A 21650-nucleotide genomic window follows, 5' to 3' on the forward strand; every position below is an offset into this window, starting at 1 on the left:
ACGGAAGGGCCCGGCCGAATCATCCCGAAGGGTCGTGCCGTGTGCTTCTCACGAATGAGCCGATATCAGGACACTGGCCGACGCGCCGTCGCCGTGGCGGGTGCCAACTCAACCGCCTGCGGCAGGAGTCGGCTGGTGGCCGGTGTGCTCGGAGGAGCCCGAGTGCTCGGAGGAGGGGCCGCCGTGCTCGGTCCCGGTCTCCACGGAGCCGCCGAGTCGTTCCCGGAGCGCGTTCAGGGCGTCCGCCGACCGGGTGGTGACGACCCACCGGTCGCCCACCAGGTAGACCCCGCCGTACGCCCGGGCCTCGTCCAGCCAGGCGCGCAGCCCCTCCTGGGCGGCGAACGTGGCCATGCGGTAGGCGCCCTGCCCGTTCTCACAGCCTCCCTGCCGCAACTCGTCCGCCTCCACGCTCACTTCGGCGGTGCAGCCGATGGCCGTGGCGATCTGCTCGATCGAGGTGCCCGGAGCGGCCGGGGTGGCCGGGCCGGCCGCCTTCGCCGAGCCGGCGGGCGCGGTCGTATCGCCTGCGCACCCTCCGCACAGCAGCACGGCGGCGGCGCACGCCGCGGCGACGGCCGCGAACGGCGGGCGGATCCGGTGGGCGGGGCGGGCGGTGGACGGCATGGGAACCTCGCGGGCTGATCGGGAAAAGGGATCGTGGTGCCCGGGAGGGGAGGGGCCCGGGCACCACGCGCTTTTCGGGGGTGTCGTGCTGTTCAGTGGAACTGGAAGTCCGGGAAGCCCTCGGGGGTGGGCTCCGCGGCCTCAGCCGGTGGCCGTCACCTTCTTGCCCTTGTCGGAGACCGCGAACCAGACGCCCTGCTTGCCCTGTCCGTTGATGTCACCGGGCTCCTTGTCGCCGGTGAACGTGTACACCGGCCAGCAGTCGATCGTCAGCTGTTCGGTGCCGTCGGGCCGCTTGAACGTGCCCACCAATTCGGCGGGAATTCCCTTCACCAATTCCTTGTCGACGGCCTTGGCGGGCTTCCACGTGTTCAGGCAGGCACCGAGGCAGTTGGTCTTCATCGGCCAGGCGCTGTCCTTGTCGAAGCGGTAGAGCGTGCGGCCCTCCGCGTCCGAGAGAATGGGGCCGAGCTTGGTGTTCCGGTTGACGCTGACGGGGTCGGCCTTGGCCGGCTCCTGCTCGCCGGCCTGGCCCGCGCCTGCGCCGGCGTCCGCGCCGGCGTCCGCGCCGCCACCCGCGCTCGGGTCGGCGCCCGACCCGGAGGCCGCACCGCCGCCGGCCTTCGCAGGCTTCCCGTCGGGTGCCAGCACGTGCCAGGTTCCGCCGACCCCCTCGCCGAGGGTGTCGCCCGCCTTGGTGTCCTTCGCGTAGCGGTACACGGGCCAGCCGGCCAGCGTCAACTGCTTGGTGCCGTCGGCCCGTTCGACCGATCCGAGCAGGCTCTTGTCGATGCCCTCACCGGCCGAGGCGTCGTCCGCGGAGACTGCCGGCCAAGCCTTGGCGCAGTCCCCCTCACAGTTGGACTTCGGGGGCTTGGGGGTGTCCTTGTCGAACCGGTAGAGCGTGAAGCCCGCGCTGTCTGTGACCGTCGATCCCAGCTCCGCGGAGGCCTTCACCTTCAGCTCCCCGGCCGGGCCGGCCTTGACGGCGTCGGCCGCGGGGACTGCGCCCGACCCGCCCCCGTACCCGTCGTAGCCGGACCCCGCCTGTTTGCTGTCGCCCACCGGCTGGACCGAATCCCCCTTTCCCGCGGAATTTTCGCCGCTGCCACATGCGGCGGTCAGCATCAATACCGCGACGGCCGACCCGGCGAATACTCCACGACGCATTTTCTTCACGATCTCTCCTTCAGGTCAGGATTCGCGTTCTCGTGCCTTGGGTAATTTCTACGGGGCCGGTGGAGGAGAATGCCGATATCCTTGAGAATTTGTCAGATCGCGCCAACATTGAACCCGGGGGAGATGGTTCAGTCCTGGATGCGCAGCGCGAGCGCGGGACAGCGCCGCACCGCACGCAGCGCCTTCTGCCGCAGCTGTGCGGGCACGGGCATGGACGCCTGGGAGGGGTAACCGTCCGCGTCGAGCCGCACGACGTCGGGGAGGATGTCCACGCAGAGCCCGTGGCCCCTGCACAGGGTCCAGTCCACCACCAGCCTCTCCTCCGGGGTCTCGTCCTTCGGCAGGGGCAGTGCCCCCACCACCCGCCGGCCGCAGCCGCTGCCGAGGGCGTGGTCGCGGAACTCGTCCGGGAACGCCGCGAGCGCCGAGGCCACGAAGGCCGCGGTGCCGTCCGGATGGCTGCACGCGCCGCGGCGCCGCACCACCTTCATCCGGGCTTCGATGGTTTCCAGCGCCGTTCTGCCCCCGCCCCTGACGGCGTCGTCCAGTACGTCGGCCAACGCGGGCAGCCCCCGGAAGCAGGGGCCGCACTGGCCGGCCGTCTCGTCCGCCATCCACCGCGCCACCTTCGCCACCTCGCCGGCCGGACAGGTGTCCTCCGGCAGGGGCAGCACCGCCCCCGCCCCCAGTACCGCGTCGAAGGCCGCGAGGGAGCCCCGGGAGAGGTCGGCGATGCGCGCGGACCCCGGATCCAGCCACTTGCCGTGGTAGCCGCCCACCAGGACGCCTTGGCCGGGATCCAGGCCGCACAGCTCCAGGACGTAGGCCAGCGGGGTTCCGAGGGGCGCCTCGACGACCGTGTTGCCGGCGATGGTCAGCATCACGGTGCCGGGCTCGGACGGCAGGCCGACCGAGCGGTAGTCCAGCGCGCCGAGCCGTGCCGCGACGGCGAGCTGGGCGTAGGTCTCGGTGTTCGAGAACAGGGTGGGCATGCCTCCCAGGCCCCGCTCGCTGGTCCGGATCTTCTGTCCGGAAGGCAGCGTCGGTCCCCCGTTCAGGCCGTTGACCATGGAGGTGCTCTCTCCGGTCACGAAGCGTTCGGGCAGAGCCTGCACGCGGACCTGGCGGCCGGCGGGGCCGCGTTCCGCGATGGCCGCGCGGAGTGACTGCTCCACGTCGGGCCGTGTGACGCCGATGACGACGTCGTCGGCGCCGACCGCGGCGGCGGCCAGCAGGGCTCCGTCGAGCACCAGGTGCGGGACGTGCAGCAGCAGCGCCTTGTCCTTGAGGCAACTGGGCTCGCCCTCACTGGCGTTGACGACGACCGCCGTTCCCGTGTCACGGCCTTCGGCAGCGCGCATGACGGCGCGCAGCTTCCGGGCGAAGGGGAACCCGGCCCCGCCTCGACCGCGTAGGTCGATGTTCTCCGCGAGGTCGACGAGCTCGTCGGGCCGGTAGCGCGGCATCTGGCCGTGGGTGGTCAGGTGCGCCACGCGGTCGAGCCGGGGGGCCTGGTCGAGGCCGGCCAGGAGTCTGGGAGCGCCCACGCAGCCGAGGCTGGGGCGCGGGAAGCCGCTCACAGCCGCCACTCACGGGTGGCGAACTGGTCCCCGTCGATGCCGGTGGCGGAGCCCATGCCCAGGCCGGCGTCCATGTAGGAGCCGGCCGGGTCGGCCGCGTACACGGCCGTGAGTGCGGGGCTGTCGTCCTGTGGCGGCGCGGCCGGCCCGGTGAACTTCTCCCGGGAGCCTGACGCCCGGGCACGCGATTCCCGCCGCGGCCGGGGAACGGCGGCCACGACGGGCTGCTGCGGAGCGCTGATCGGGCCGGGTGGACCTGACGGCTCCTCGGCCATCCTCGCCTTGACGCGGAAAGCGAGGATGCCGGCGACACCGATCAGGCAGAGCGCGTACGCCACCGTGACATAGAGGTCTGCCGCGCGCCCCGCCTTCAGCCCGTGGACCAGCGAGGCACCCCACGCCGGATAGGCGGCGAAGTGCAGGGCCCGCCACCACAGGGACCGGCCCTTGGTGGCGAACACGCTGCGCACCGCACCGGAGACCGCCACGGCGACGAAGAGGTATCCGGCAAGGCTCCCGAGCCCGATCAGCACGGGCTGTTCGATGTCCGTGAACGGCACCGCCGCGGCGGACGCGCTCGTCCGCTGCTCCGCGACCTTGACCCAGATGTGCAGAGCCAGGAAACCGAGGCCGGACACCGCGAGCCCGCGATGCACACCCTGGGCCAGCAGCCGGTGACCCGACTTGAGCAGCAGCCTGTCGGTGGAGACCAGTCCCCACAGGACGGTCGAGGTGAGCGAGACGAGCGAGAGCACGCCCGCCCCGAAGTCGAGGAAGTCCCAGAGCTGGGAGAAGGCGCCCGCGCGGGCGGCCACGGTGACGGAGACGATGGCCGCGCCGACGGCGCAGATCGCGCCCGGACTCATCCGGCCGGGCGTGGGCAGGAGTGAGGGCCGCCGAACGGCCCTCCGTCCGGCGGCCGGAGCCGATGCCGCGTGTCGGCTCTTACGGCGGGCCCTGTGTGGGCGAGGCATGTGCGGCTGGGACAAGGGCATCCAGGTCTCCTGTGCGCCTGGGTTCCGAGCGATCCACCTGGCGCTCGGGACCCGGGGGTCGTTGTCGTCTCTGCCCGGCCGCGCTTTTAAACTCCGCGCCGGCCGAGGGAACTTGGGGCCGGAGTGCAGCAGCATCGTGGAGCTGCACATCAGCTCCACAGGATTTATCGAAACGTGATAATTTCTCGCAGCGCGTCTCCGGCTCATCGAACAACACCGGAAGATTCCCCTCCAGCGGAGGTTGCGACAGGCCACCGCGCCGCCCGCCACCTACGCGTCCCGGAGAGCAAAATCAGAGCAAAATCCCGGGAGTGTGGGTGGTCGGACCTCTCCAGGAGGGAGTACGAGGGCAGCAACTCTCGTGTCAGACACGGAAGTTGACGCGAGGCGCAACCTCGGCGGGTCTGCCGCTCTTCCCCGGGCAGGCCTCACCCCGGCACGAACGAGGAAAACGATGTGCGAACTTCTGAACCGCATCTGGTCCCGCCCCCGAGGCGAGTGGACGCGCGTCCTGCGCAGGGAACTTCCCGCACTGGCCGCCGAGATAGTGGAGGAGCTTCTGCATGGAATTCCGGAATTTTCCGCACTTATCGATGACAACGATGCCATCGATGCAGAGTTGTTCCGGCAGCGGGTGGAAGAGGCACTCCTCACCACTCTCGGCTACAAGGAGCGATCCCGGGAACAAACGGACGAGTGCCAGGATCTGGCGGAGAACCAGGTCGAAACCGAGCTCGCCACCGAGCTCGAAACCGCGGGCCGGAAGACGGCCGGCAGCAGGGAGGCGGCGTACGAGTGCGAGATAACGCACGAGGGCCGACGGGACGACGTCCGCGAGGAGGCCCGCCCCGGGTCCCGCGACGGGGTCCGCGAGACGGGCCGGGAGCGCCTCCGGGTGACCAAGCGTGAAGAATCCGAGGAGGAGGCCGTTGAAGGCAACCGGCCGGGCGAGCAGGCCCGCCAGGAGCTGTTCAGGACCCTCACCGACGACCGCGTCGCGTCCGACAACTCCCTCACCGAACTCGCCGAGGCGGCCGGATGGCCCCTCCCGCTGGCCGTACGGGCCATTGTGCCGGCCACGCCCGGCGAGGCGCAGCAGCTCGCGGGCGTCATGGAGGACGCCCTCGTCGGGATGTTCGCGGGCCGGCCGTGCCTGCTGGTCCCGAGCCCTGACCCGGAGGTCCGCGTACCGCTGGAGCACCTGCTGCGCGGCCGGTTCGCGGCCGTGGGTCACGCCGTCCCGCTCCGGGACACGGCATCGTCCCTGCGCTGGGCGCTGCGTCTGGCTGCGCTGACGCCCAGCCGGCCTGGCCTGGAGGCCAGGGCCGTCTTCGTCGACGACCACCTCTCGACCCTGCTCCTGCTCCAGGACGAACCCCTCGCCCATGCACTGGCCGCCCGCTGGCTGCGGCCCCTCGCGGACCTGACCCCGCGGCAGAGCGAGCGGCTGGAGGTGACCCTGCTCGCCTGGCTCGAGGGCGGCGGGGCACCCGAGGCCGCCAAGGCCCTCAGTGTGCACCCGCAGACCGTGCGGTACCGCATGCGCCAGCTGGAGAAGCTCTTCGGAACCGGCCTGCGTGATCCGCGGACCCGGTTCGAGCTGGAGATGGCCCTGCGCAGCCGCCGCCTGATGGCCCAGGTGCGGCGCCAGCACTCACGCGTGACCCGCAGGACGGCCCGTGTGATCCAGGCGGACTTCACCCCGCTTGTCGTCGGCCGTATGGCCCGCGTCAACGGCCTCTGAGACACAACGCGCCCGGCCCGGCCCCGTCATAACGGGGCCGGCCCGGGCGTTTTCGTGTGCCCGTGCGCACCACCCACCCCACCGTCCACTCCACCGCCCGCCGCACCGTTCACAGCCCGCCGTCCATCGCCGGCCGTCTCCGTGCCAGGGGACGGCCGGGACGGGCGTGACGGGCGGGACCGGCGGTGCATGGCGGTGCCAGTGGTGCATGTCGGTACCGGGCGGTGCCGTCAGAGGAGCCGACGGGTCCGGCCGGACGGGGGCGGGCGCACGTGCCCCCGGTCCCGCCCTCCGTAACGGGGCCGGGGGGCCTGGAACACAAAAGAGGTGTTGGTCCGAAGCAGGCTTCGGACCAACACCTTTCCCGGGGCGGGCGCGGGGTGAGGAAGGGGGGAGCGCCCGACCCCGGGAGCAGAGGGGGAGAACCCCGCGGTGAGCGTCAGCGGCAGCTGCGCCCGTCGTTGATGCAGCTCACGGCCTTGTTCATCAGGCCGTTCGACATCACGTTGATGAAGTCGCCGTGGTCGGTCACGGGCTTGTGGAGCTGCTCGGGGAAGCTGTCCACCGCGAACCGCTGGCCCGGCGCCACGCCGTACACGATGCGCTGCACCAGCTGCGGAATGGCGGTGAAGCCCTTCTGGCAGCGGCCGTTGCGGTCGGGGAAGGCCACGTGCGTGCGGTGGTTGGCGCTGTCGGTGTTCCGGCCGTCCCAGCAGCTCTGGAAGGTGAAGGTGCGTACCACGTCACTGCCCTTGGGGCAGATCGGGTACTTGTCCTTCAGCTGGCGGTTCTCGAAGCCGGTACAGCTCCAGGAGGCGTTGGCGTTGGCGTTGCCGTTGGAGAAGGCCTTGGCGTCACCGGTGATGATGCGCATGAAGCGGGGCATGGCCGTGACCTTGCCGGCGGGGCTTCCCTTGAAGTCGATCGTCACCTGCTTGGGCTTCAGGATCGTGCCGACGTTGCCGTCCTGGCCGCCGCCGGGCGCCTTCGCGTCCCGTTCGGCCTTGCCGTCGCGCAGCCGCAGCACGGGCCAGTAGTACGTGGACTGGTCGCCGTTGTTGCACGTGGTGCCGGCCTTGGCGAGGCTGTCGTTGGTGGAGAAGGCATCGGTGGACACGTTGCCCACGTAGTCGTGCATGTGGTGGGCGCCGTTGGAGACGCCGGGTGCGACGATGACGTTGTCGGGGTTGAAGTGGCCGTTGTCGTTGCGCCCGCACTGGACGCTGAAGGAGCCGTTAGAGGCGCCGCCCTGGGCCTTGGGCTTGTTGACGTTCGGGCGGACCTTGGTGATGTTCACGAAGTCGCTCTTCGCCGGGCCGCTCTTGCTGCCGGCCGCGGCGGACTTGGCGTCGGCCCCGGCGTTCAGTGCTGCCGCGCCGGCCCCGCCGTCTTCCTCGGCGGGGGCCTTCTTCATCTCGCAGGAGCTCAACTGAGCGATGTCCTTGGGTGGTTCAGCCACCCGGTCGATCGCGTCGGACACGCCCTTGATGGTCTCGTCCCGCTGTCCCTTGAGCTCGCCGAGGAGAGCGTCGCCCTGTGCCTCGCCGGCAGCGAGCCGCCGGTAGGCGTCCGCCACCTGGTCGTCCAGCTTCGCCAGGTTCGCGTCGACCTCGGCCTTGGCCTGCTCGGGTACGGCGGTGAGCTTGTCCCCGACGTCCGGACAGTCGATGGTGGTCATCAACTGCGCCTTGCGGTTGCCGTCCTGGCCCGCGGACGCGTTGCCGGCGATGACGGCGACGCCGCCGCCGCCCAGCACGAGCGCGGAGACCACTCCCACGAGCTTGGTCGTCAACCGGGGGCGCTTATGGCCCTTTTGCCTCATGCGATCACTTCACTTCGTCGGTGGAACATTGTCGGAGAGCCCGTCGAAGTCGACCAGCCCGGTGTCCTCGAGGACCGTGATGTGGTCCAGCACCGTGGCGTTGGCGGACGTGGCGAGGGCTCGCACCATGGAGTTGCGGGTCTGCGCCCGGATCCCGGCCAGCAGGCCGAACACCTTTCCGTGTGCTCGGCGCAACAGCTGGGTGAACAGCCGTTCGTACTCGTCTCCCTTTGCACGGCTCATCTGGCCCAGCCAGTCCTGCTGCTGAGCGGAAGGCTGGTTGGGCAGGTCGATGCCGAGGGCCTGGCCGACCTGGATGACCTGCCGGTCCAGTTCGGTGTGGCCGTCGACGAGGTGGTCCCCGGCCGTTCGGATCGCGGGGCGTGTCCCGCGCTGCTGGGCCTGCCGCCCGGCGGGCAGCTCCCACAGCCCGGCGAGGCGGACCTTGCGGACGAAGTCCCGGTCCGCGGCCGTCAACGGCCCGTAGGCCGTGCTCACCGTGCCGAGGCCGTCGTCGTCGCCGGCCGCCGGTGCGGCGACAGCGGCCGTGGCCCGGCTGCCGAACTTGTCCACGGGGACCAGCAGGGCGATCAGGGTGAGGGCGAGCGCGGTGATGACTACGCCGCTCGCGATCGAATACCTGGTGGCCATGGACCAGCCTCGAGTGGTTCTCCGCCGCAATGACAGCAATGTGCCTCCTTGCTCCGTGGGGCCGGGAAGGTGGCGGGGCAGGGAGGTTCCGCAAGCGTCGTGCGGTGCAACACCCGCATTCCCGGGGGTGTCACGGGACGGTAGTGCCCGGCGCGACGCCCCTGCCGGAGGACATCACCATCGGACAAACACTCTGGCGCTTTCCGGAAAGGCTGATATCTTGCCGCGCCGGCGCCTAAGGGTTGTCCCGTAATCCCCGGTGGATCAGCGCGCGGCGTCAGACGCGGTGCATCGCAAGGCGGAGGAGCGTGCTGATACTGGGCGTATCCGGGCGTTCCGACAACGCGGCGAGGTGCCGTGACTGTCGTCGTGCGCCCGCCGGGGATTACGGGACAGCCCTTAAGCGAAGGGCGGTTGCGACGGAGGCTCTCCGTAGCGGGCGGCGATCGCCGTCGCGCGCGCGTGCAGGATGTCGCGCAGCCACTGCGGGGCCAGGACCTCCGCGCTCGGGGCGAGCTGCCACAGAGCCCATTCGGCGTGCCTGCGGTCCTGGAAGCCGAGCTCCAGCCGCAGCCGGCCGTCCGCGTCCGCGTCGGCCTCCTCGGCGAGGACGGCCACCGCGCTGCCCACCAGCTCCTCCCGCCGCGCCGCGTCCACGCGTACCAGTACGGCGACCTGGCCCGCGCCGGCCCGGAACCGCCTGCTGCGCTCCTGCCAGGCCAGGTCCAGATCGACCCGCTCCGGTCGCCGGGCCGGTTCGGCCAGCTCCTGTGCCGCCAGGACCCGCGACAGCCGGTAGGTGCGGTCCGCGCCCGCCCGCGTGGCCAGCAGGTAGCCCTGGCCGCGCACCGTGACCAGGCCGACCGGGTCCACCGTGCGCCACTCGGGTGCCTGGCCCGCGGCCGCGTAGTGGATGCGCAGCCGGTGCCCGTCGAACACCGCGCGCCGGATCTCCGCCACCACGGCATCGGGCAGTTCCTCGGTGACCAGCCGCCTCGCGAGGGCGTCGGTCTCCGGGTCGATCAGCAGCCGCCGCGCCGCCCCGGCCGCGGCGGCCCGCTGGCTCTCGGGCAGCGCGTCGACCACCTTGCGCATGGCCGAGGCGAGCGCCGAGCCGAGGCCGAACGCCTGTGCGCCGCGCCGCGATCCGGCGACCAGCAGGGCGAGCGCCTCGTCGTGGTTCAGCCCGGTGAGCTCGGTGCGGAAGCCGGGCAGCAAGGTGAAGCCGCCGTGCCGGCCGCGCTCGGCGTAGACGGGGACCCCGGCCGCGGACAGCGCGTCGATGTCGCGCAGCACCGTACGGGTGGACACCTCCAGCTCTTCGGCCAGCGTGGTCGCCGACATCCGGCCGTGCTGCCGCAGCAGCAGCACAAGGGAGACCAACCGATCGGCGCGCACCCGAAAACGCTACCGGAATACACGACACTCGATGTCGTGATTGGTTGCGAGGCTTCACCACGAGACAGCACGTCGCACACGAGAGGTGAACCCGCATGGCACACGCCATCGTCAATCCGGACGGCCTGCACGACCCGGCCCCGTTCGGCTACAGCCACACTGCCACCGTCCCCGCCGGTACGGAACTGGTGCTCCTCGCCGGTCAGTACGGGTCGGGCCCGGACGGCGCGGTCGTATCGGCCGATTTCGCCGAGCAGGTGGAGCGGACGTTCCACAACGTCGGCGTGGCCCTCGCCGCCCACGGCCTCGACCTCGGCCACGTCGTCCAGCTCCGGACGTACGTCGTGGACCACGACGTCACCAGGCTCGGGCCGATCGCCGCGGCCGTGCAGGAGCGCTGGGGCGGCAAGCCGCCCACGCAGACCCTCATCGGTGTCGCGGCCCTCGCCACGCCGGACATGCTGTTCGAGGTCGAAGCCGTCGCCGCCCGCCCCTGACCCCTGGGCCCGCGCCCGGAGCATCCCGGGCCCGGACGTGCCGGGCCCGGGACACCGCGTTACGGATCAGGCGGACGAAGCCGCCAGCACCGCCTCACGCGCCCGCGGGGCGCGCTCGGGCTGCGCGGCCGGGGCCTGCGGGTCCGGCGCCGCCGTGGGGGTGTCCGTCAGGAGGGCGATGAGGGAGGTACGGGCGCGGGCCACGCGGGAGCGGACCGTGCCGATCGGGCACCCGACGGCCTCGGCCGCCTCCGCGTAGGGCAGACCCAGCAACTGCGTCAGGACGAAGGCCTCCCGGCGTTCCGACGGGATCGCGGCCAGCAGCTCGGCCAGCGCGATGCCGTCCTCGAAGCCCGGTACGCCGTACGGCTGGGCCTGCTCGGCGGCCGTCTGCCAGTCGCAGCGGTCCGACAGCCTCGGCCGGGCCGCGGCGTGGCGGAGGCTGTCCACGACGGTGCGCCGGGCAATGGACAGCAGCCAGGTACGCGCGGAGGAACGGCCCTCGAACCGGTGGAGGCCGGCCAGCGCGCGCAGGAACACGTCCTGGGTGAGGTCGTCGGCCGCCTGGGTGTCGGCGCTCAGGTAGGCGACGTAGCGCCAGACGTCGCGGTGGAGGGCGCGCACGAAGCGGTCGGTCTTCGCGCGGTCGCCGTCGCGGGCGGCGAGCGCCAGCCGGGTCACCGCCGCGTCGGAGTCCTCCGTGTGCCGGGCGGGACGCTCGCCGGTGGTACAGCAGTGGGTGGTCAGGGCAGGAGTCATCGCCAAAGGTCCTTATGCGCAAGGGGAGTCCGGCGCCGCGCGAGCGGCGGGGCCGGTGAAGGGCACGGCCTGCCCGGGGGCACGGCCGAGGGCCCGAGGCGCGGCGTCCACGTGTCACATGCGGTGGATGAGGTGCACGAGGTGCCTCAATGGCATGCGAGGGGTGCGCGAGATGGTCGCGCGTGGATGCGGCTCGGGTGACCAGCTGTCAGAGGACAGCGGTCACCGTCGGCGGACCCCTTGAGGTGATGGCATGGACGAGGAACAGTCGGCGCGGTGCGCGCGGCCGGCGCCGCCGGCGCACCCGCAGGCGCGGCCGGTGCCCGACGGCTGCCGGACGCAGCAGCAGACGCAGCGGGACCCACAGCCGCGCGGCCACGGCACGCAGCACCCGGAAGAGGGCGCGCTCGCCGTGGGCGAGCCACAGACCGCACAGCACGGCGGCCAGCAGGTGGGCGAGCAGCATCCCGGCCGGTGACATGAACGCCGCCGGCACGGCGGCCGCGGATCCGTGACCACCACCCGCCATGTGCACGGCGGCCGGGGCGGACGCGGCATCCGCCGCCCCGTGCACGGCGTGGTGCGCGTGCACGACCGCCTCGGCCTCCGCCCCCGCGGCCGCGGACTCCGGGTCCGGCGCCGCCAAGGACTGGGCCAGGGAGAACCCCGAGTGGAGCACGGCCTGTACGGCGACGGCGGCTCCCGTGACGGGGAGGATCCCGCGCTCACGGCCGGCGAGGGACCAGGCCGTCGCCGCGGCCGCGCCGAACCCGACGGGCAGCGCCCACCAGGGCACCGCCGTATCCGACATGAGCATGTGCCCGGTCGCCGCGAGCAGCACGCAGAGGGCTGCGAACATCGCAGCCCTCAGGGCGCGTAAACAGCGGACGACCGGCTCCATGGCGGGGCTCATCCTCGCACCGGCCTCCCGAGCCGCACACCGGGGTGCGCACTTCCGGACAAGTTTCCGCGACCCGACCGTGCCACAGCCGGACCGCCTGCCTCGTGTGGTGCAGGGCACAGCGGGGCGCGGGAACCCGCGCGCCGTTCCACCCGACTGACTACCCGTTCGATCGAGGAGTTCAACGTCCCTGGAAGGGAGACTTCGTGGCGTCGGAGGGAACGGCGACGGCATCGCCGGCGGAGCAGGACGGCGAGGCGGGCGGACGACTGACGGCGCTCCTCACCTGCGCCATGGCGTTCTCGATGCTGCAACTGTTCCTGCTCGGAGCGCTCGGCCCGCGCCTGGTGGACGAACTGGGCGTATCCCCGGCCCTGCTGGGTGTGACCACCACGATCGGCTTCGGCACGGCCGCCGCCCTGTCCCCGGCGGGCGGCCGGATCGTGGACCGGATCGGCCCCCGGCGCTCGCTCGCCGCACTGCTGCTGCTCTCCGCGGCCGCACTCGCCCTGATCGGCGCCGCCCCCGGCGCCGGCCTGCTGCTCGGCGCCGTCGCACTGGGCGGCGTACCGCAGGCGCTGGCCAACCCGGCCACCAACAAGGCCGTTCTGCGCGCCGTCCCGCCCGCCCGGCGGGGCGCCGTCACCGGCCTCAAGCAGTCCGGCGTGCAGCTGGGCGCCTTCGCGGCCGGAGCGCCGCTGGCGGTGCTCGCCGGCGGGATCGGCTGGCGGGGCGCGGTGTGGACGGGTGCGGCGGCCGCCCTGCTCACCGGGCTGTGGGCGCTGCGGGTCCTGCCCGCGGACCCCCCGCCGCCGCCCGCGGGACCCCGTACGGAACTCGTCCCGCGCGCGATGGTGGCCTGGCTGGCCGCCTTCTCGCTGTTCCTCGGCGCGGGCATCGCCTCCGTGAACACCTACCTCGCCCTTTTCGGCGCGCAGCGCCTGGGCATGGGACCGACGACCGCGGGCGCCCTGGTCGCCGTACTGGGAGTGGCCGGGATCGCCGGCCGGGTGGGCTGGTCCAAGGCCGCCCGGCCCGGACGCGCCGAATGGCTGCCGGGCTGGCTCGCGCTCGGCGCGCTGGGCGCCGCCGCCCTGCTGGGAGCCGCCCTCGTGCTGGGCCCGCTGGTGTGGGTCGGCGCGGTGGCCGTCGGTGTGTTCGCCGTCTCCGGCAACGCCGTCTCCATGGTGCTGGTCCTCCAGCGGGCCGCCCCCGGTCGGGCCGGACAGGACTCCGCGCTGGTCGCGGCCGGGTTCTTCGCCGGATTCGCCCTGGGCCCGCCGCTGTTCGGGCTGCTCGCGCAGAGCGGGCGGTACGGACCGGGCTGGCTCCTGGTGGCGGCGGAGTTCGCGGTGGCGGCGGCCGTCGCGTTCCTCTGGGCGGGACGCGACCGGGCCCGGCGCGGGGGCACGGCGTGAGCGCGGCGACCGGCCGGGCACTTGCGGCGGTCATGGAACGGGTCGCGGTGACCGCTGCGGAGGTGGGACACCGCTTCCCGCTGCACGCCGACCCGGCCGACGGGCGGTGGACCACGACCGGCCGCGGGTCCTGGACCGGAGGCTTCTGGGCCGGTCTGCTCTGGCTGCGGGCGCGGTACACCGGTGCCGAGTCCGACCGGCGGGCCGCCGCCGCATGCACGGCCCGGCTCGCACCGTGGGCCGGGGCCGACACCGCCACCCGCGGCCTCATCTTCTGGTACGGGACCGCCGCCGCCGGCGACGACGCCGGAGCCGCCGAGATCCGCGCCCGGGCCGCCCGGGCGTGCCTGGCGTCCTGCGACCCGGAACTCGGCATCCTGCCCTGGGGCGACGCCCTGGGCGGACCCCGCCTGCTCGCCCGCGTGGACGCCGTCCCCGGCACGGTGCCGCTCCTCGCGGGCGCCGGACCGGCCGGTGCGGCCGCGGCGGCCGCCCACCTCCACCGGCATCTGGACCTCTGCCTCGGCCGGACCGGCGGCGCGGACGACGACGCATCCGGCTGGTTCCGGCCCGCCCTGCGCTTCGAGACGGCCACCGCCCGGTGGCGGCCCTGCGAGGATCCGCCGCCGGGCTGGAGCCGGGGACAGGCCTGGCTGCTCCTGGCGGTCGCCGACGCCATGCTGCGTCCGTCCGGCGCCGCGGGCGACCCCGCACGTCTCACCGACGCGGCCGCCCTGCTGCTCACGCGCGGCGAACTGCTGACCGGCCGGCCGGTCCCACCGGCCGACACCGCCCTTCCGGACGGCCCCCGCGACACCTCGGCCGCCGCGATCACGGCGGTCGCCCTGCTGAAACTGGCCCGGGCCCCCGGCCCCCGGGCGGAGCAGTACGCGCTTCGGGGCGCGGAGATCCTCGACCACCTCATCCGGTCCCACCTCACCGGCGAGGGCGGCGGCCGCCCGGCCGGCATGCTGCTGGACGGCTGCTACGACGCGACCGCGCGGCCGGCGGTCCGCCACGAGCTCGTCTGGGGCGACTTCTTCCTGGCCCTCGGCCTGGCCGCCCTCCACGGGCTGGTCGACATCACCCGCGTCTAGGTCGTGTCGTCGGCGTCCCGCCCGGCCGGCGGGGTCTGGCACGGCCCCCTCAGTGCTCGCAGAGGGAGAACTCCCTTTCGAAGAGCTGTTCGTTGTGCTCGTCGACGAAGAACTTGCGTTCCTGCATGAGCTGTTCGCGGTAGTCCTTGGCCTGTTCCAGGGTCATCGTCGAGGTCTCGGACCAGGGCTGCTGCGGCGGTACATCGGACGTCGAGACGATCCTCTGCGACGGGTCGACCAGGAAGAACGCGAGGATCTTGCGGTGTCCCGGGCGGGTGGGATCCGCGAGGCGGAACGAGTCGACGCGGTGTTGCAGGATGTTCGGGAACGCCAGGCAGCGGCCCGCCGGGGTCGACGTCGATCCCAGCATCTGGTTCAGCGCGTCTTCGTCCTCCAGGCCGTAGACCTCGCGCAGGCCGTTGTCGTCGTTCTGTTCGTAGTGCGGGTCGTCGAGCGCCGCCCGGAAGCCCAGCCGGCTCTCGGTGATGTTCTCGCTGTCCCAGTAGTAGAGGGCGGTCGAGACGATCCGCTCGTTCAGCATCCCCTCGACGTGCCAGGAGCCGCCGGAGTACTCGGGCTTGTCCGGGGTGAGGTGAATGGTGGCGAGCTTGACGATGACCTGGAGACCGCGTCCGCGCAGATCGACCCGGGCGGATTCCCCGGGCAGCTCGGGCGCGGTGAAGGCGGGGGCGTCCGGGACGACCGGCCGGCGGTTCTCCCACCACTGCTCGTAGGCTTCTTCCCACGCACTGCGGGCTTCCTGGTAGGCCGCGTCGTCACTGTAGGAGGACTGGTGCGGGTACTCCGGCTCCGAGTCGTACCACCCGTAGGGATCGGCCGCGATCCGCAGGGGCCGCGGGTGCCGAAGATCCGTGAGCACGTTCTCCAGAAGCGGGAGCATGCGCGCGAACACGTCGGGGAGGACCGAGACGAGGTCGGCATGGGTCTCGGGGTGGACGTTGTTGACGTACGAACGGAAGGCCACATCGCCGCCGTCACTGACGTCGACGTCCGTGGGCAGCCACTGGAACCTCTCCGAGAACTCGTACTTCGAGTAGCGGTCCGACGGGTTCTGCCAAGCACTCTCGGGAGCCCCGCTCGCCTCCCGCACCAGGCAGAAAAGTGAGGGATGGACCAGGTCCAGCACCTGGCCGTCGGATCCGGGATGCCAGTCCTTCTCCGCTTCCGGGACCTCCTCCAGCACCCGGACCGCCTCGCGCAGCCGGGACCTGAGCGTGTCGTCGACGAGTGTGTCCGACTGCCAGACCCCGTCGACGGCGGACACCTCGACGCCCGTTCGCCCGTCCCGGAGCGCTGCGTAGTGCCGGAGTTCGTCCAGCACGTAGCGGACCTGCGCCTCGGTGAGGCCCTGGGCGACCGCTTCCCGCGTCCACCTGGCGACGATGCCGGCGTCGTTCATCTTCTCGAACCACCCGGGCTTCGCCCGGATGAGCGCGCTGCACTGCATCATCTGGAGTTCCCGCAGTGTTCGGGGTGTGGCGAACGATATGGAACGCGAAGCGGTGAAGGGCAGCGGGAAGGCAGACATGCCGGTCAATTCTCTCGGTCCTCCGAGTCGGTGTGCGGTGGCCGGAAGAATACTTCAGCGGACTGACACCGCCGCCCGGCCGGCCGCTGCTACGCGCAGCCGTAGCCGCGCAGGACGCGGCGCGCCACCGAGGTGATGTGGAGTTCGTCCGGTCCGTCGAGGATGCGGGCGGCGCGCCCGGTGCGGAACAGGCCCGGGAGCGGGGTGTCCGGGCCGAGTCCGGCGGCGCCGTGTACCTGGATCGCGCAGTCCGCGACCTGCTGGAGCATGCGCGCGGCGGCGACCTTGGCGAGCCCCACCTCCGTACGCGCGTCCTGCCCGGCGGCGATGAGCGCCACAGCCTCCCGGACGAGGGGACGCGTGGTGCGCAGGGCCAGCAGGGCGTCGAAGACATGGGCCTGCACCAGCTGCTGGTCGGCGAGCGGCCCGCGCGATCCGCCGTGCGTGGCGGCCCGCTCGCACATCAGGTCGAAGGCCCGTTGGGCCTGGCCGAGCCAGCGCAGGCAGCGCAGCGTACGGCCGAGCAGGAGCCGCTCACCGGCGATGGCCAAGGCCTCGCCGGGCTCGCCGAGGAGGTGGTCGGCCGGGACGCGCACCCCGTCCAGGGCTATCTCGTACTGGCCCGCCACTCCCAGCACGGGCAGTTCGCGCACCACGCGGAAGCCGGCGGAGCCGGTGGGTACGAGCAGCAGGGACAGCCCCTCGCGGTCCCCGTCCGCACCGGAGGTACGGGCCATGACGGTCACCAGGTCGGCGCCCGCGGCCCCCGACGTGAACCACTTGCGGCCGGTGACCCGCCAGCCGCCGTCCGCAAGCCGCTCGGCGCGGGTGGCGGTCCGGAACGGGTCGGTACCGGGCACCCCCGGCTCGGTCATCGCGTAGCAGGTGCGGATCCCGCCGGCGACCAGCCGCTTCAGGTACGCCTCGCGGACACCGGGCCGCCCGTGCCGGGCCAGCATCCGCACGTCGAGCAGCGGGGCGGATCCCAGCGCGGCAGGACCGTGGTCACTGGCCCCCTCGGCCTCGGCCAGCTCGGCGTACGCGGCGAAGGACAGCCCGCCACCGCCCAGTTCGGCGGGGAGCGGCAGTGCCCAGAGCCCCTCGGCCCGGGCCTCGGCGCGCAGTACGGCCAGCGCTTCGGCGGCCGCGGGCCCACCCCCGTCCAGCACGGACTCCCGGGGGAACACCCGGTCCCGGACGAACCGGGCGATCCGTTCCCCGGGCGCGACCGCGTCCGCATCCTGTCGTGCGGCTCCGCCACCGTCCGTACGGAGATCTTCCACTGCTCGCCTCCTCTTTCCCGGGAACTTCCGGGACGCGTGCGGTCCGCCGGAAAGTTTCGGCAACCCCCGCGAACTCGCGGGAACTCGCACGAACGGCCGACCGACTGTCTGTTCGTGGAACTGGTCGGGTGCGCAGGCTCCCGGGTTCCCGGATCCCGCAAGACCCCGGCCGCGGCCACCGCCGCGCCAGGAGAGGAGAGGCATGGCGTCACCGGCAACCACGCAGACGGTCCGGCCGCTCGACACACTGCGCTTCGACGCCTCGGGCCCGCCGCAGATCACGAGCGTCGTCACCGACCACCTGCGGCTGCTCGGCGCACGGGCGGACCGCCCCGTCCACGTGGACGCGCCCGCCGTCGGCACCACGCTCACCGGTGGCGGCTTCGCACCGGCGCACGCGGCCGCCACCTGGGCGGATCCCGCGAGCGGGCTCGCCGATGAGGCCACGGTGCAGGCCGCCACCGGCATCATGGCCGTGCACGGACGGCGCGACGGCACCCCGCGCGGGCTGGCCGTCGACTACGCCGCCACGGCCACCGCCGTCCTCGCGGTCCAGGGGCTGCTCGCGAACCTCGTGGGCCAGGCCCGAGGCGCGGCACCCGCGCCGGTCACCACCGGGGCGGACCGGGCCGGACTGCTCGCCGTGTCCCAGTACCTCGCGGCCGCCGGCGCCGACGAGGGCGAGGCGGCCGAAATCGCCGCCGGGGGAGCGCCGTTCACCTCCGCCGACGGGGTCGTCTTCGAACTGGAGACGCTCGATCCGGGAGCCTGGGCCGCCTTCTGGAAGGCGCTGGAGGCACCTGCGGACGCCCTCCGCACCGGCTGGCGGCCCTTCCAGTTCCGCTACGCCACCGCCTGCGCCCCCCTGCCGGCAGCCCTCCACACCACGGCCCGGTCCCACGGCTGGGACCGGATCCGCCGGGCCGCGGCCGCCTCCGGTGCCGAAGTGTGCGCGCTGCGCTCCCTCGCGGACCGAGCCGCCGAGCACGACGGCGCCGCCCCGTGGTTCCTCACGCCGTCGACGGCCCGGGCCGCCGGGAGCGCAGGGGGCGTCCGAGCCGCGGGTGGCGCCGGCGGGCCGGCACCGCTGCCGGCCGGGCCCCGCCGGGATTCCGCCGGACCCCTGGCCGGGCTGACCGTGCTGGAGGCCGGCCGCCGTATCCAGGCGCCGCTCGCCGCACACCTGCTCGGGCTGCTCGGCGCCGACGTGATCCGCATCGAACCGCCGGGCGGCGACCCGCTGCGCGGCATGCCCCCCGCCTGTTCCGGGATCTCCGCCCGCTGGCTCGCCCTCAACCGCGGCAAGCGGGCCGTCGAGATCGACATCAAGGCGGAGGCGGACCGGGGGCGGCTGCGGGACATGGCCGCGCACGCCGACGTCTTCCTCCACAACTGGGCGCCGGGCAAGGCCGCAGCCCTCGGCCTCGACGCCGACGACCTCGCACGGGTCAACCCCGCGCTCGTCCACGCGTACACCAGCGGCTGGGCCGGCCGGCTCGACGACGCCCCCATGGGAACGGACTTCATGGTCCAGGCCCGTACGGGGGTCGGCGAGGCCGCCCGCCCCGACGGTGAGATGCCGGCGCCCTCGCTGATGACCCTGCTCGACGTCCTGGGCGGACTGCTGGGCGCCGAGGCCGTCCTCGCCGGCCTGCTCCTGCGCGAACGCACCGGCCTCGGCGTACGGGTCGACTCCTCCCTGCTCGGCGCGGCCGACACGCTGACCGGCCCCGCCCTGCGCCGGGCGGCCCGCGGGCACAACCCCCGCCGGCCGGCCGGGTTCCGGTACCCGCTGGCCACGGCCGACGGCTGGATCGCACCCGCGGACGCCGATGCCCGGGCCGCCGCCGGCCACGACCTGCGCGCCCTGCCCACGGCCGAGGCCCTGTCCCGGCTGCGCGGGCACGGCCTGACCGCGACCGCCGTCACCACCGAGCTGTCCGACCTGCACCACGACCCGCGATTCGCCGGATCGATCAGCCGCGACGCGCACGGCGCCCCCGCAGTCCCCGACCCCTGGAGCTTCGTATGACCGCCGACAGGCTCGTACTGCGCGACCTGCTGCCCGCCGAACTCCGCCGCGCCTGGGTGGTCGACGGCACCTGCCCCGACCTCGACCTCTACAGCCTCTTCCGCGCCCGCCAGATCGCAGACCTGCACCGCACCGCCGTCGTCGACGCCAAGGGCAAGCTCTGCTACACCGCCCTCGACCGCAAGGTCCGATGTCTGGCCACGGGCCTGAGGGACCTCGGGATCGGCCCGGGCGACGTGGTCGGCGTACAACTGCCCGACGGCCGGGCCGCCGTCATCGCCGACCTGGCGCTGGCCGCCCTCGGTGCGGTCCCGCTGCCGTTCCCCGTGGGCCGGGGCGTGCTGGAGGCCGAGTGCCTGCTGCGCCGCGCCGAGGCCGTCGCCGTCATCGCGGCGACCGAGCACCGCGCGTTGCGGCCCGCGGCCGACCTGCGCACCCTGGCCGGGGCACTGCCGCGCCTGCGGCACGTCATAGCCGCGGGCCGGCCGGGCACCATCCCTGATGGAACGATTCCGCTGACGCAGCTGCTGCGCAGCGACCCCGGGGGCTTCGTCCCCGCCCGCCCGGACCCCGACAGCGCCGCGCGCATCCTGGTCTCGTCCGGTTCCGAGGCCGAGCCCAAGATGGTCGCCTACTCGCACAACGCGCTGGCCGGCGGCCGCGGCAACTTCCTGGCCTCCCTCATCCCCGACGGCACCCCGCCGCGCTGTCTCTTCCTCGTCCCGCTCGCCTCCGCCTTCGGATCCAACGGCACCGCCGTCACCCTCGCCCGGCACGGCGGCACCCTCGTGCTGCTCGACCACTTCACCGCGGACGCCGCGCTGGCCGCGGTGCGCGAACACCGGCCGACGCACGTCCTCGGCGTGCCCACCATGATCCGCATGATGCTCGAACGCCTCGACGGGACGGGCGGAGAACTGCCGTCACCCACCGCGCTGGTCCTCGGCGGCGCGCCGCTCGACGAGACCACGGCGGCCGCCGCCGCGCAGGCCTTCGGCTGCCCCGTCGTCAACCTCTACGGCTCCGCCGACGGCGTCAACTGCCACACCGGACTGGGCAGTACGGTGCCGCCCACCGACGGCTCGGGTGTCGTCGCCGGCCACCCCGACCCCCGGGTCGCCGAGATCCGCATCGCCGACCCCGAGACCCACGAGCCGCTCCCCGACGGCGCCCTCGGAGAGATCCTCTCGCGCGGCCCGATGACCCCGCTGTGCTACGTCGGCGCCCCCGAGCTGGACGCCCGCTACCGCACGCCCGACGGCTGGGTCCGCACCGGTGACCTCGGCCACCTCGACGCCGACGGCGTCCTGCACGTCGTCGGCCGCCTGAAGGACATCGTCATCCGCGGCGGAGCCAACATCAGCCCCGCCGAGGTGGAGCGCGAACTCACCGCGCACCCCCAGGTCCGGGACGTGGCCTGTGTCGGCGTCCCCGATCCGCTGATGGGGGAGCGGCTCGCGGCCTGCGTCGTGGCCCGCGGGGCACACGCCCCCACCCTCGCCTCCCTCGGCGAACACCTCACGGGGCGCGGCCTGGAGCGGCGCAAACACCCCGAGCGACTGCTCGTCGTCCCGGAACTCCCCCTGACCGCGGCCGGCAAACCCGACCGCGCGGCCCTCCGCAAGCGCCTGACCGAGAGCGGCGCCCTCGTCTAGGTCGTGTCGTCAAAGTCCCGCCTGGCCGGCGGGGCCTGGTGCGCACGCCCAGGCGGGTCGCCCATCCGGCGGCGGCCCGCCGCCGGTCGGGCGTCGAGGGCGGCCGGCCCGATCTCGATCTCCACGGCGCCGTCGCCGCAGCGCAGGGACACGGCCCGCTCCTCTCGGAGCAGCGCAGGGCCGAAGCCGGCGCGCAGGCGCTGCGCGAGGGTGCCGTAGGGCTCCTTCGAAGCGTGCGTGGGTCCAGTCCTGGAGGAAGGTTGCTCGGCCGGCGCCTCCGCCTCCAGGAAGACGCCCGCGGCCGGCCGCACCGCGCCCCGGGCCCAGGTGTTCCTCGTCGTCCTCGTCGTCCTCGTCCAGCCCGTCGCGGTCGTAGGGGCCGTGGCGCCGGGGAGGAAGGGGGCTGCGGCCCACGGTCCCGATCTCCCGGGCGACGGCCACGGTGTCCCCTTCCCACGCGGGG

The 21650-nt window shown here is 73.4% G+C and carries 18 protein-coding genes; 6 read left to right on the forward strand and 12 right to left on the reverse strand.

The annotated features are described in order from the left end of the window. Window positions 1-108: 108 nt before the first annotated feature. From ACZ3X1_RS18100 to ACZ3X1_RS18115, 4 genes are all read right to left on the reverse strand, one after another. The gene (locus tag ACZ3X1_RS18100) at window positions 109-627 is read right to left on the reverse strand and encodes a hypothetical protein (protein WP_467280244.1); all 519 of its coding nucleotides are present in this window, start codon (window positions 625-627) and stop codon (window positions 109-111) included. A gap of 141 nt (window positions 628-768) precedes the next feature. Beyond that, the gene (locus ACZ3X1_RS18105) at window positions 769-1797 is read right to left on the reverse strand and encodes an SCO0930 family lipoprotein (protein ID WP_356814925.1); all 1029 of its coding nucleotides are present in this window, start codon (window positions 1795-1797) and stop codon (window positions 769-771) included. Window positions 1798-1934: 137 nt separating this feature from the next. After that, window positions 1935-3353, reverse strand: a complete 1419-nt coding sequence (locus tag ACZ3X1_RS18110; RefSeq protein ID WP_356814926.1) for an NADH-ubiquinone oxidoreductase-F iron-sulfur binding region domain-containing protein — start codon at window positions 3351-3353, stop codon at window positions 1935-1937. 29 nt (window positions 3354-3382) lie between these two features. Next, window positions 3383-4252, reverse strand: coding sequence for a hypothetical protein (locus ACZ3X1_RS18115; protein ID WP_467280246.1), 870 nt, complete (start codon window positions 4250-4252; stop codon window positions 3383-3385). A 583-nt stretch (window positions 4253-4835) separates the two neighbouring features. Between ACZ3X1_RS18115 and ACZ3X1_RS18120 the strand changes: the two genes are divergently transcribed. After that, window positions 4836-6125 carry a PucR family transcriptional regulator gene (locus ACZ3X1_RS18120; protein WP_390073980.1) on the forward strand — a complete coding sequence of 430 codons (1290 nt, stop codon included), beginning with the start codon at window positions 4836-4838 and terminating at the stop codon, window positions 6123-6125. Window positions 6126-6564: 439 nt separating this feature from the next. Here ACZ3X1_RS18120 and ACZ3X1_RS18125 read toward each other — a convergent pair whose 3' ends face one another. The 3 genes from ACZ3X1_RS18125 to ACZ3X1_RS18135 form a co-directional block, all read right to left on the reverse strand. Further along, a complete protein-coding gene (locus ACZ3X1_RS18125) occupies window positions 6565-7947 on the reverse strand; it encodes a DUF1996 domain-containing protein (protein ID WP_356814929.1) in 1383 nt (460 codons plus the stop codon). 9 nt (window positions 7948-7956) lie between these two features. Next, the gene (locus ACZ3X1_RS18130; RefSeq protein WP_037694822.1) at window positions 7957-8598 is read right to left on the reverse strand and encodes a DUF4142 domain-containing protein; all 642 of its coding nucleotides are present in this window, start codon (window positions 8596-8598) and stop codon (window positions 7957-7959) included. A gap of 399 nt (window positions 8599-8997) precedes the next feature. Next, complete coding sequence (locus ACZ3X1_RS18135) at window positions 8998-9996, reverse strand: helix-turn-helix transcriptional regulator (protein WP_467280247.1); 999 nt, start codon at window positions 9994-9996, stop codon at window positions 8998-9000. 95 nt (window positions 9997-10091) lie between these two features. On the opposite strand from ACZ3X1_RS18135, the gene ACZ3X1_RS18140 reads away from it, so the two are divergent. After that, the gene (locus tag ACZ3X1_RS18140; protein WP_467280248.1) at window positions 10092-10493 is read left to right on the forward strand and encodes a RidA family protein; all 402 of its coding nucleotides are present in this window, start codon (window positions 10092-10094) and stop codon (window positions 10491-10493) included. Between the two features lie 66 nt (window positions 10494-10559). On the opposite strand, the gene ACZ3X1_RS18145 is transcribed toward ACZ3X1_RS18140, so the two are convergent. Then, window positions 10560-11252, reverse strand: a complete 693-nt coding sequence (locus ACZ3X1_RS18145; protein WP_356814411.1) for a sigma-70 family RNA polymerase sigma factor — start codon at window positions 11250-11252, stop codon at window positions 10560-10562. Between the two features lie 208 nt (window positions 11253-11460). After that, complete coding sequence (locus ACZ3X1_RS18150; protein WP_467280249.1) at window positions 11461-12165, reverse strand: hypothetical protein; 705 nt, start codon at window positions 12163-12165, stop codon at window positions 11461-11463. Between the two features lie 194 nt (window positions 12166-12359). Between ACZ3X1_RS18150 and ACZ3X1_RS18155 the strand changes: the two genes are divergently transcribed. Then, entirely contained in the window at window positions 12360-13571 is a 1212-nt protein-coding gene (locus ACZ3X1_RS18155; RefSeq protein ID WP_356814413.1) for an MFS transporter, read from the forward strand. Continuing rightward, window positions 13568-14668 (forward strand): sugar ABC transporter permease, encoded by a 1101-nt coding sequence (locus ACZ3X1_RS18160; RefSeq protein ID WP_467280250.1) that lies wholly within the window; start codon window positions 13568-13570, stop codon window positions 14666-14668. Before ACZ3X1_RS18155 ends, ACZ3X1_RS18160 begins: the two co-directional genes overlap by 4 nt. 49 nt (window positions 14669-14717) lie before the next feature. Here ACZ3X1_RS18160 and ACZ3X1_RS18165 read toward each other — a convergent pair whose 3' ends face one another. Both ACZ3X1_RS18165 and ACZ3X1_RS18170 read right to left on the reverse strand, forming a co-directional pair. Next, the gene (locus tag ACZ3X1_RS18165; protein WP_467280251.1) at window positions 14718-16226 is read right to left on the reverse strand and encodes a DUF4246 domain-containing protein; all 1509 of its coding nucleotides are present in this window, start codon (window positions 16224-16226) and stop codon (window positions 14718-14720) included. Window positions 16227-16306: 80 nt separating this feature from the next. Continuing rightward, window positions 16307-17428, reverse strand: coding sequence for an acyl-CoA dehydrogenase family protein (locus ACZ3X1_RS18170; RefSeq protein WP_356814446.1), 1122 nt, complete (start codon window positions 17426-17428; stop codon window positions 16307-16309). 274 nt (window positions 17429-17702) lie between these two features. Here ACZ3X1_RS18170 and ACZ3X1_RS18175 point away from each other — a divergent pair, with 274 nt between their 5' ends. Continuing rightward, a complete protein-coding gene (locus tag ACZ3X1_RS18175) occupies window positions 17703-19532 on the forward strand; it encodes a CoA transferase (protein ID WP_467280252.1) in 1830 nt (609 codons plus the stop codon). Further along, the gene (locus ACZ3X1_RS18180; RefSeq protein ID WP_390073987.1) at window positions 19529-21187 is read left to right on the forward strand and encodes a class I adenylate-forming enzyme family protein; all 1659 of its coding nucleotides are present in this window, start codon (window positions 19529-19531) and stop codon (window positions 21185-21187) included. Before ACZ3X1_RS18175 ends, ACZ3X1_RS18180 begins: the two co-directional genes overlap by 4 nt. Here the strand turns inward: ACZ3X1_RS18180 and ACZ3X1_RS18185 are convergent. Next, a complete protein-coding gene (locus ACZ3X1_RS18185; protein ID WP_467280253.1) occupies window positions 21184-21498 on the reverse strand; it encodes a hypothetical protein in 315 nt (104 codons plus the stop codon). The genes ACZ3X1_RS18180 and ACZ3X1_RS18185 overlap by 4 nt on opposite strands. Window positions 21499-21650 lie beyond the last annotated feature (152 nt).

The organism is Streptomyces sp. NPDC023541 (genome assembly GCF_055559995.1).

Bases quoted from the DNA above. Each gene is read 5' to 3' on its own strand.
- ACZ3X1_RS18125 (WP_356814929.1), bottom strand. From the start codon at position 7,947: ATGAGGCAAAAGGGCCATAAGCGCCCCCGGTTGACGACCAAGCTCGTG.
- ACZ3X1_RS18140 (WP_467280248.1), top strand. From the start codon at position 10,092: ATGGCACACGCCATCGTCAATCCGGACGGCCTGCACGACCCGGCCCCG.
- ACZ3X1_RS18180 (WP_390073987.1), top strand. From the start codon at position 19,529: ATGACCGCCGACAGGCTCGTACTGCGCGACCTGCTGCCCGCCGAACTC.
- ACZ3X1_RS18100 (WP_467280244.1), bottom strand. From the start codon at position 627: ATGCCGTCCACCGCCCGCCCCGCCCACCGGATCCGCCCGCCGTTCGCG.
- ACZ3X1_RS18115 (WP_467280246.1), bottom strand. From the start codon at position 4,252: ATGAGTCCGGGCGCGATCTGCGCCGTCGGCGCGGCCATCGTCTCCGTC.
- ACZ3X1_RS18105 (WP_356814925.1), bottom strand. From the start codon at position 1,797: ATGCGTCGTGGAGTATTCGCCGGGTCGGCCGTCGCGGTATTGATGCTG.
- ACZ3X1_RS18145 (WP_356814411.1), bottom strand. From the start codon at position 11,252: ATGACTCCTGCCCTGACCACCCACTGCTGTACCACCGGCGAGCGTCCC.
- ACZ3X1_RS18130 (WP_037694822.1), bottom strand. From the start codon at position 8,598: ATGGCCACCAGGTATTCGATCGCGAGCGGCGTAGTCATCACCGCGCTC.
- ACZ3X1_RS18120 (WP_390073980.1), top strand. From the start codon at position 4,836: ATGTGCGAACTTCTGAACCGCATCTGGTCCCGCCCCCGAGGCGAGTGG.
- ACZ3X1_RS18175 (WP_467280252.1), top strand. From the start codon at position 17,703: ATGGCGTCACCGGCAACCACGCAGACGGTCCGGCCGCTCGACACACTG.
- ACZ3X1_RS18150 (WP_467280249.1), bottom strand. From the start codon at position 12,165: ATGAGCCCCGCCATGGAGCCGGTCGTCCGCTGTTTACGCGCCCTGAGG.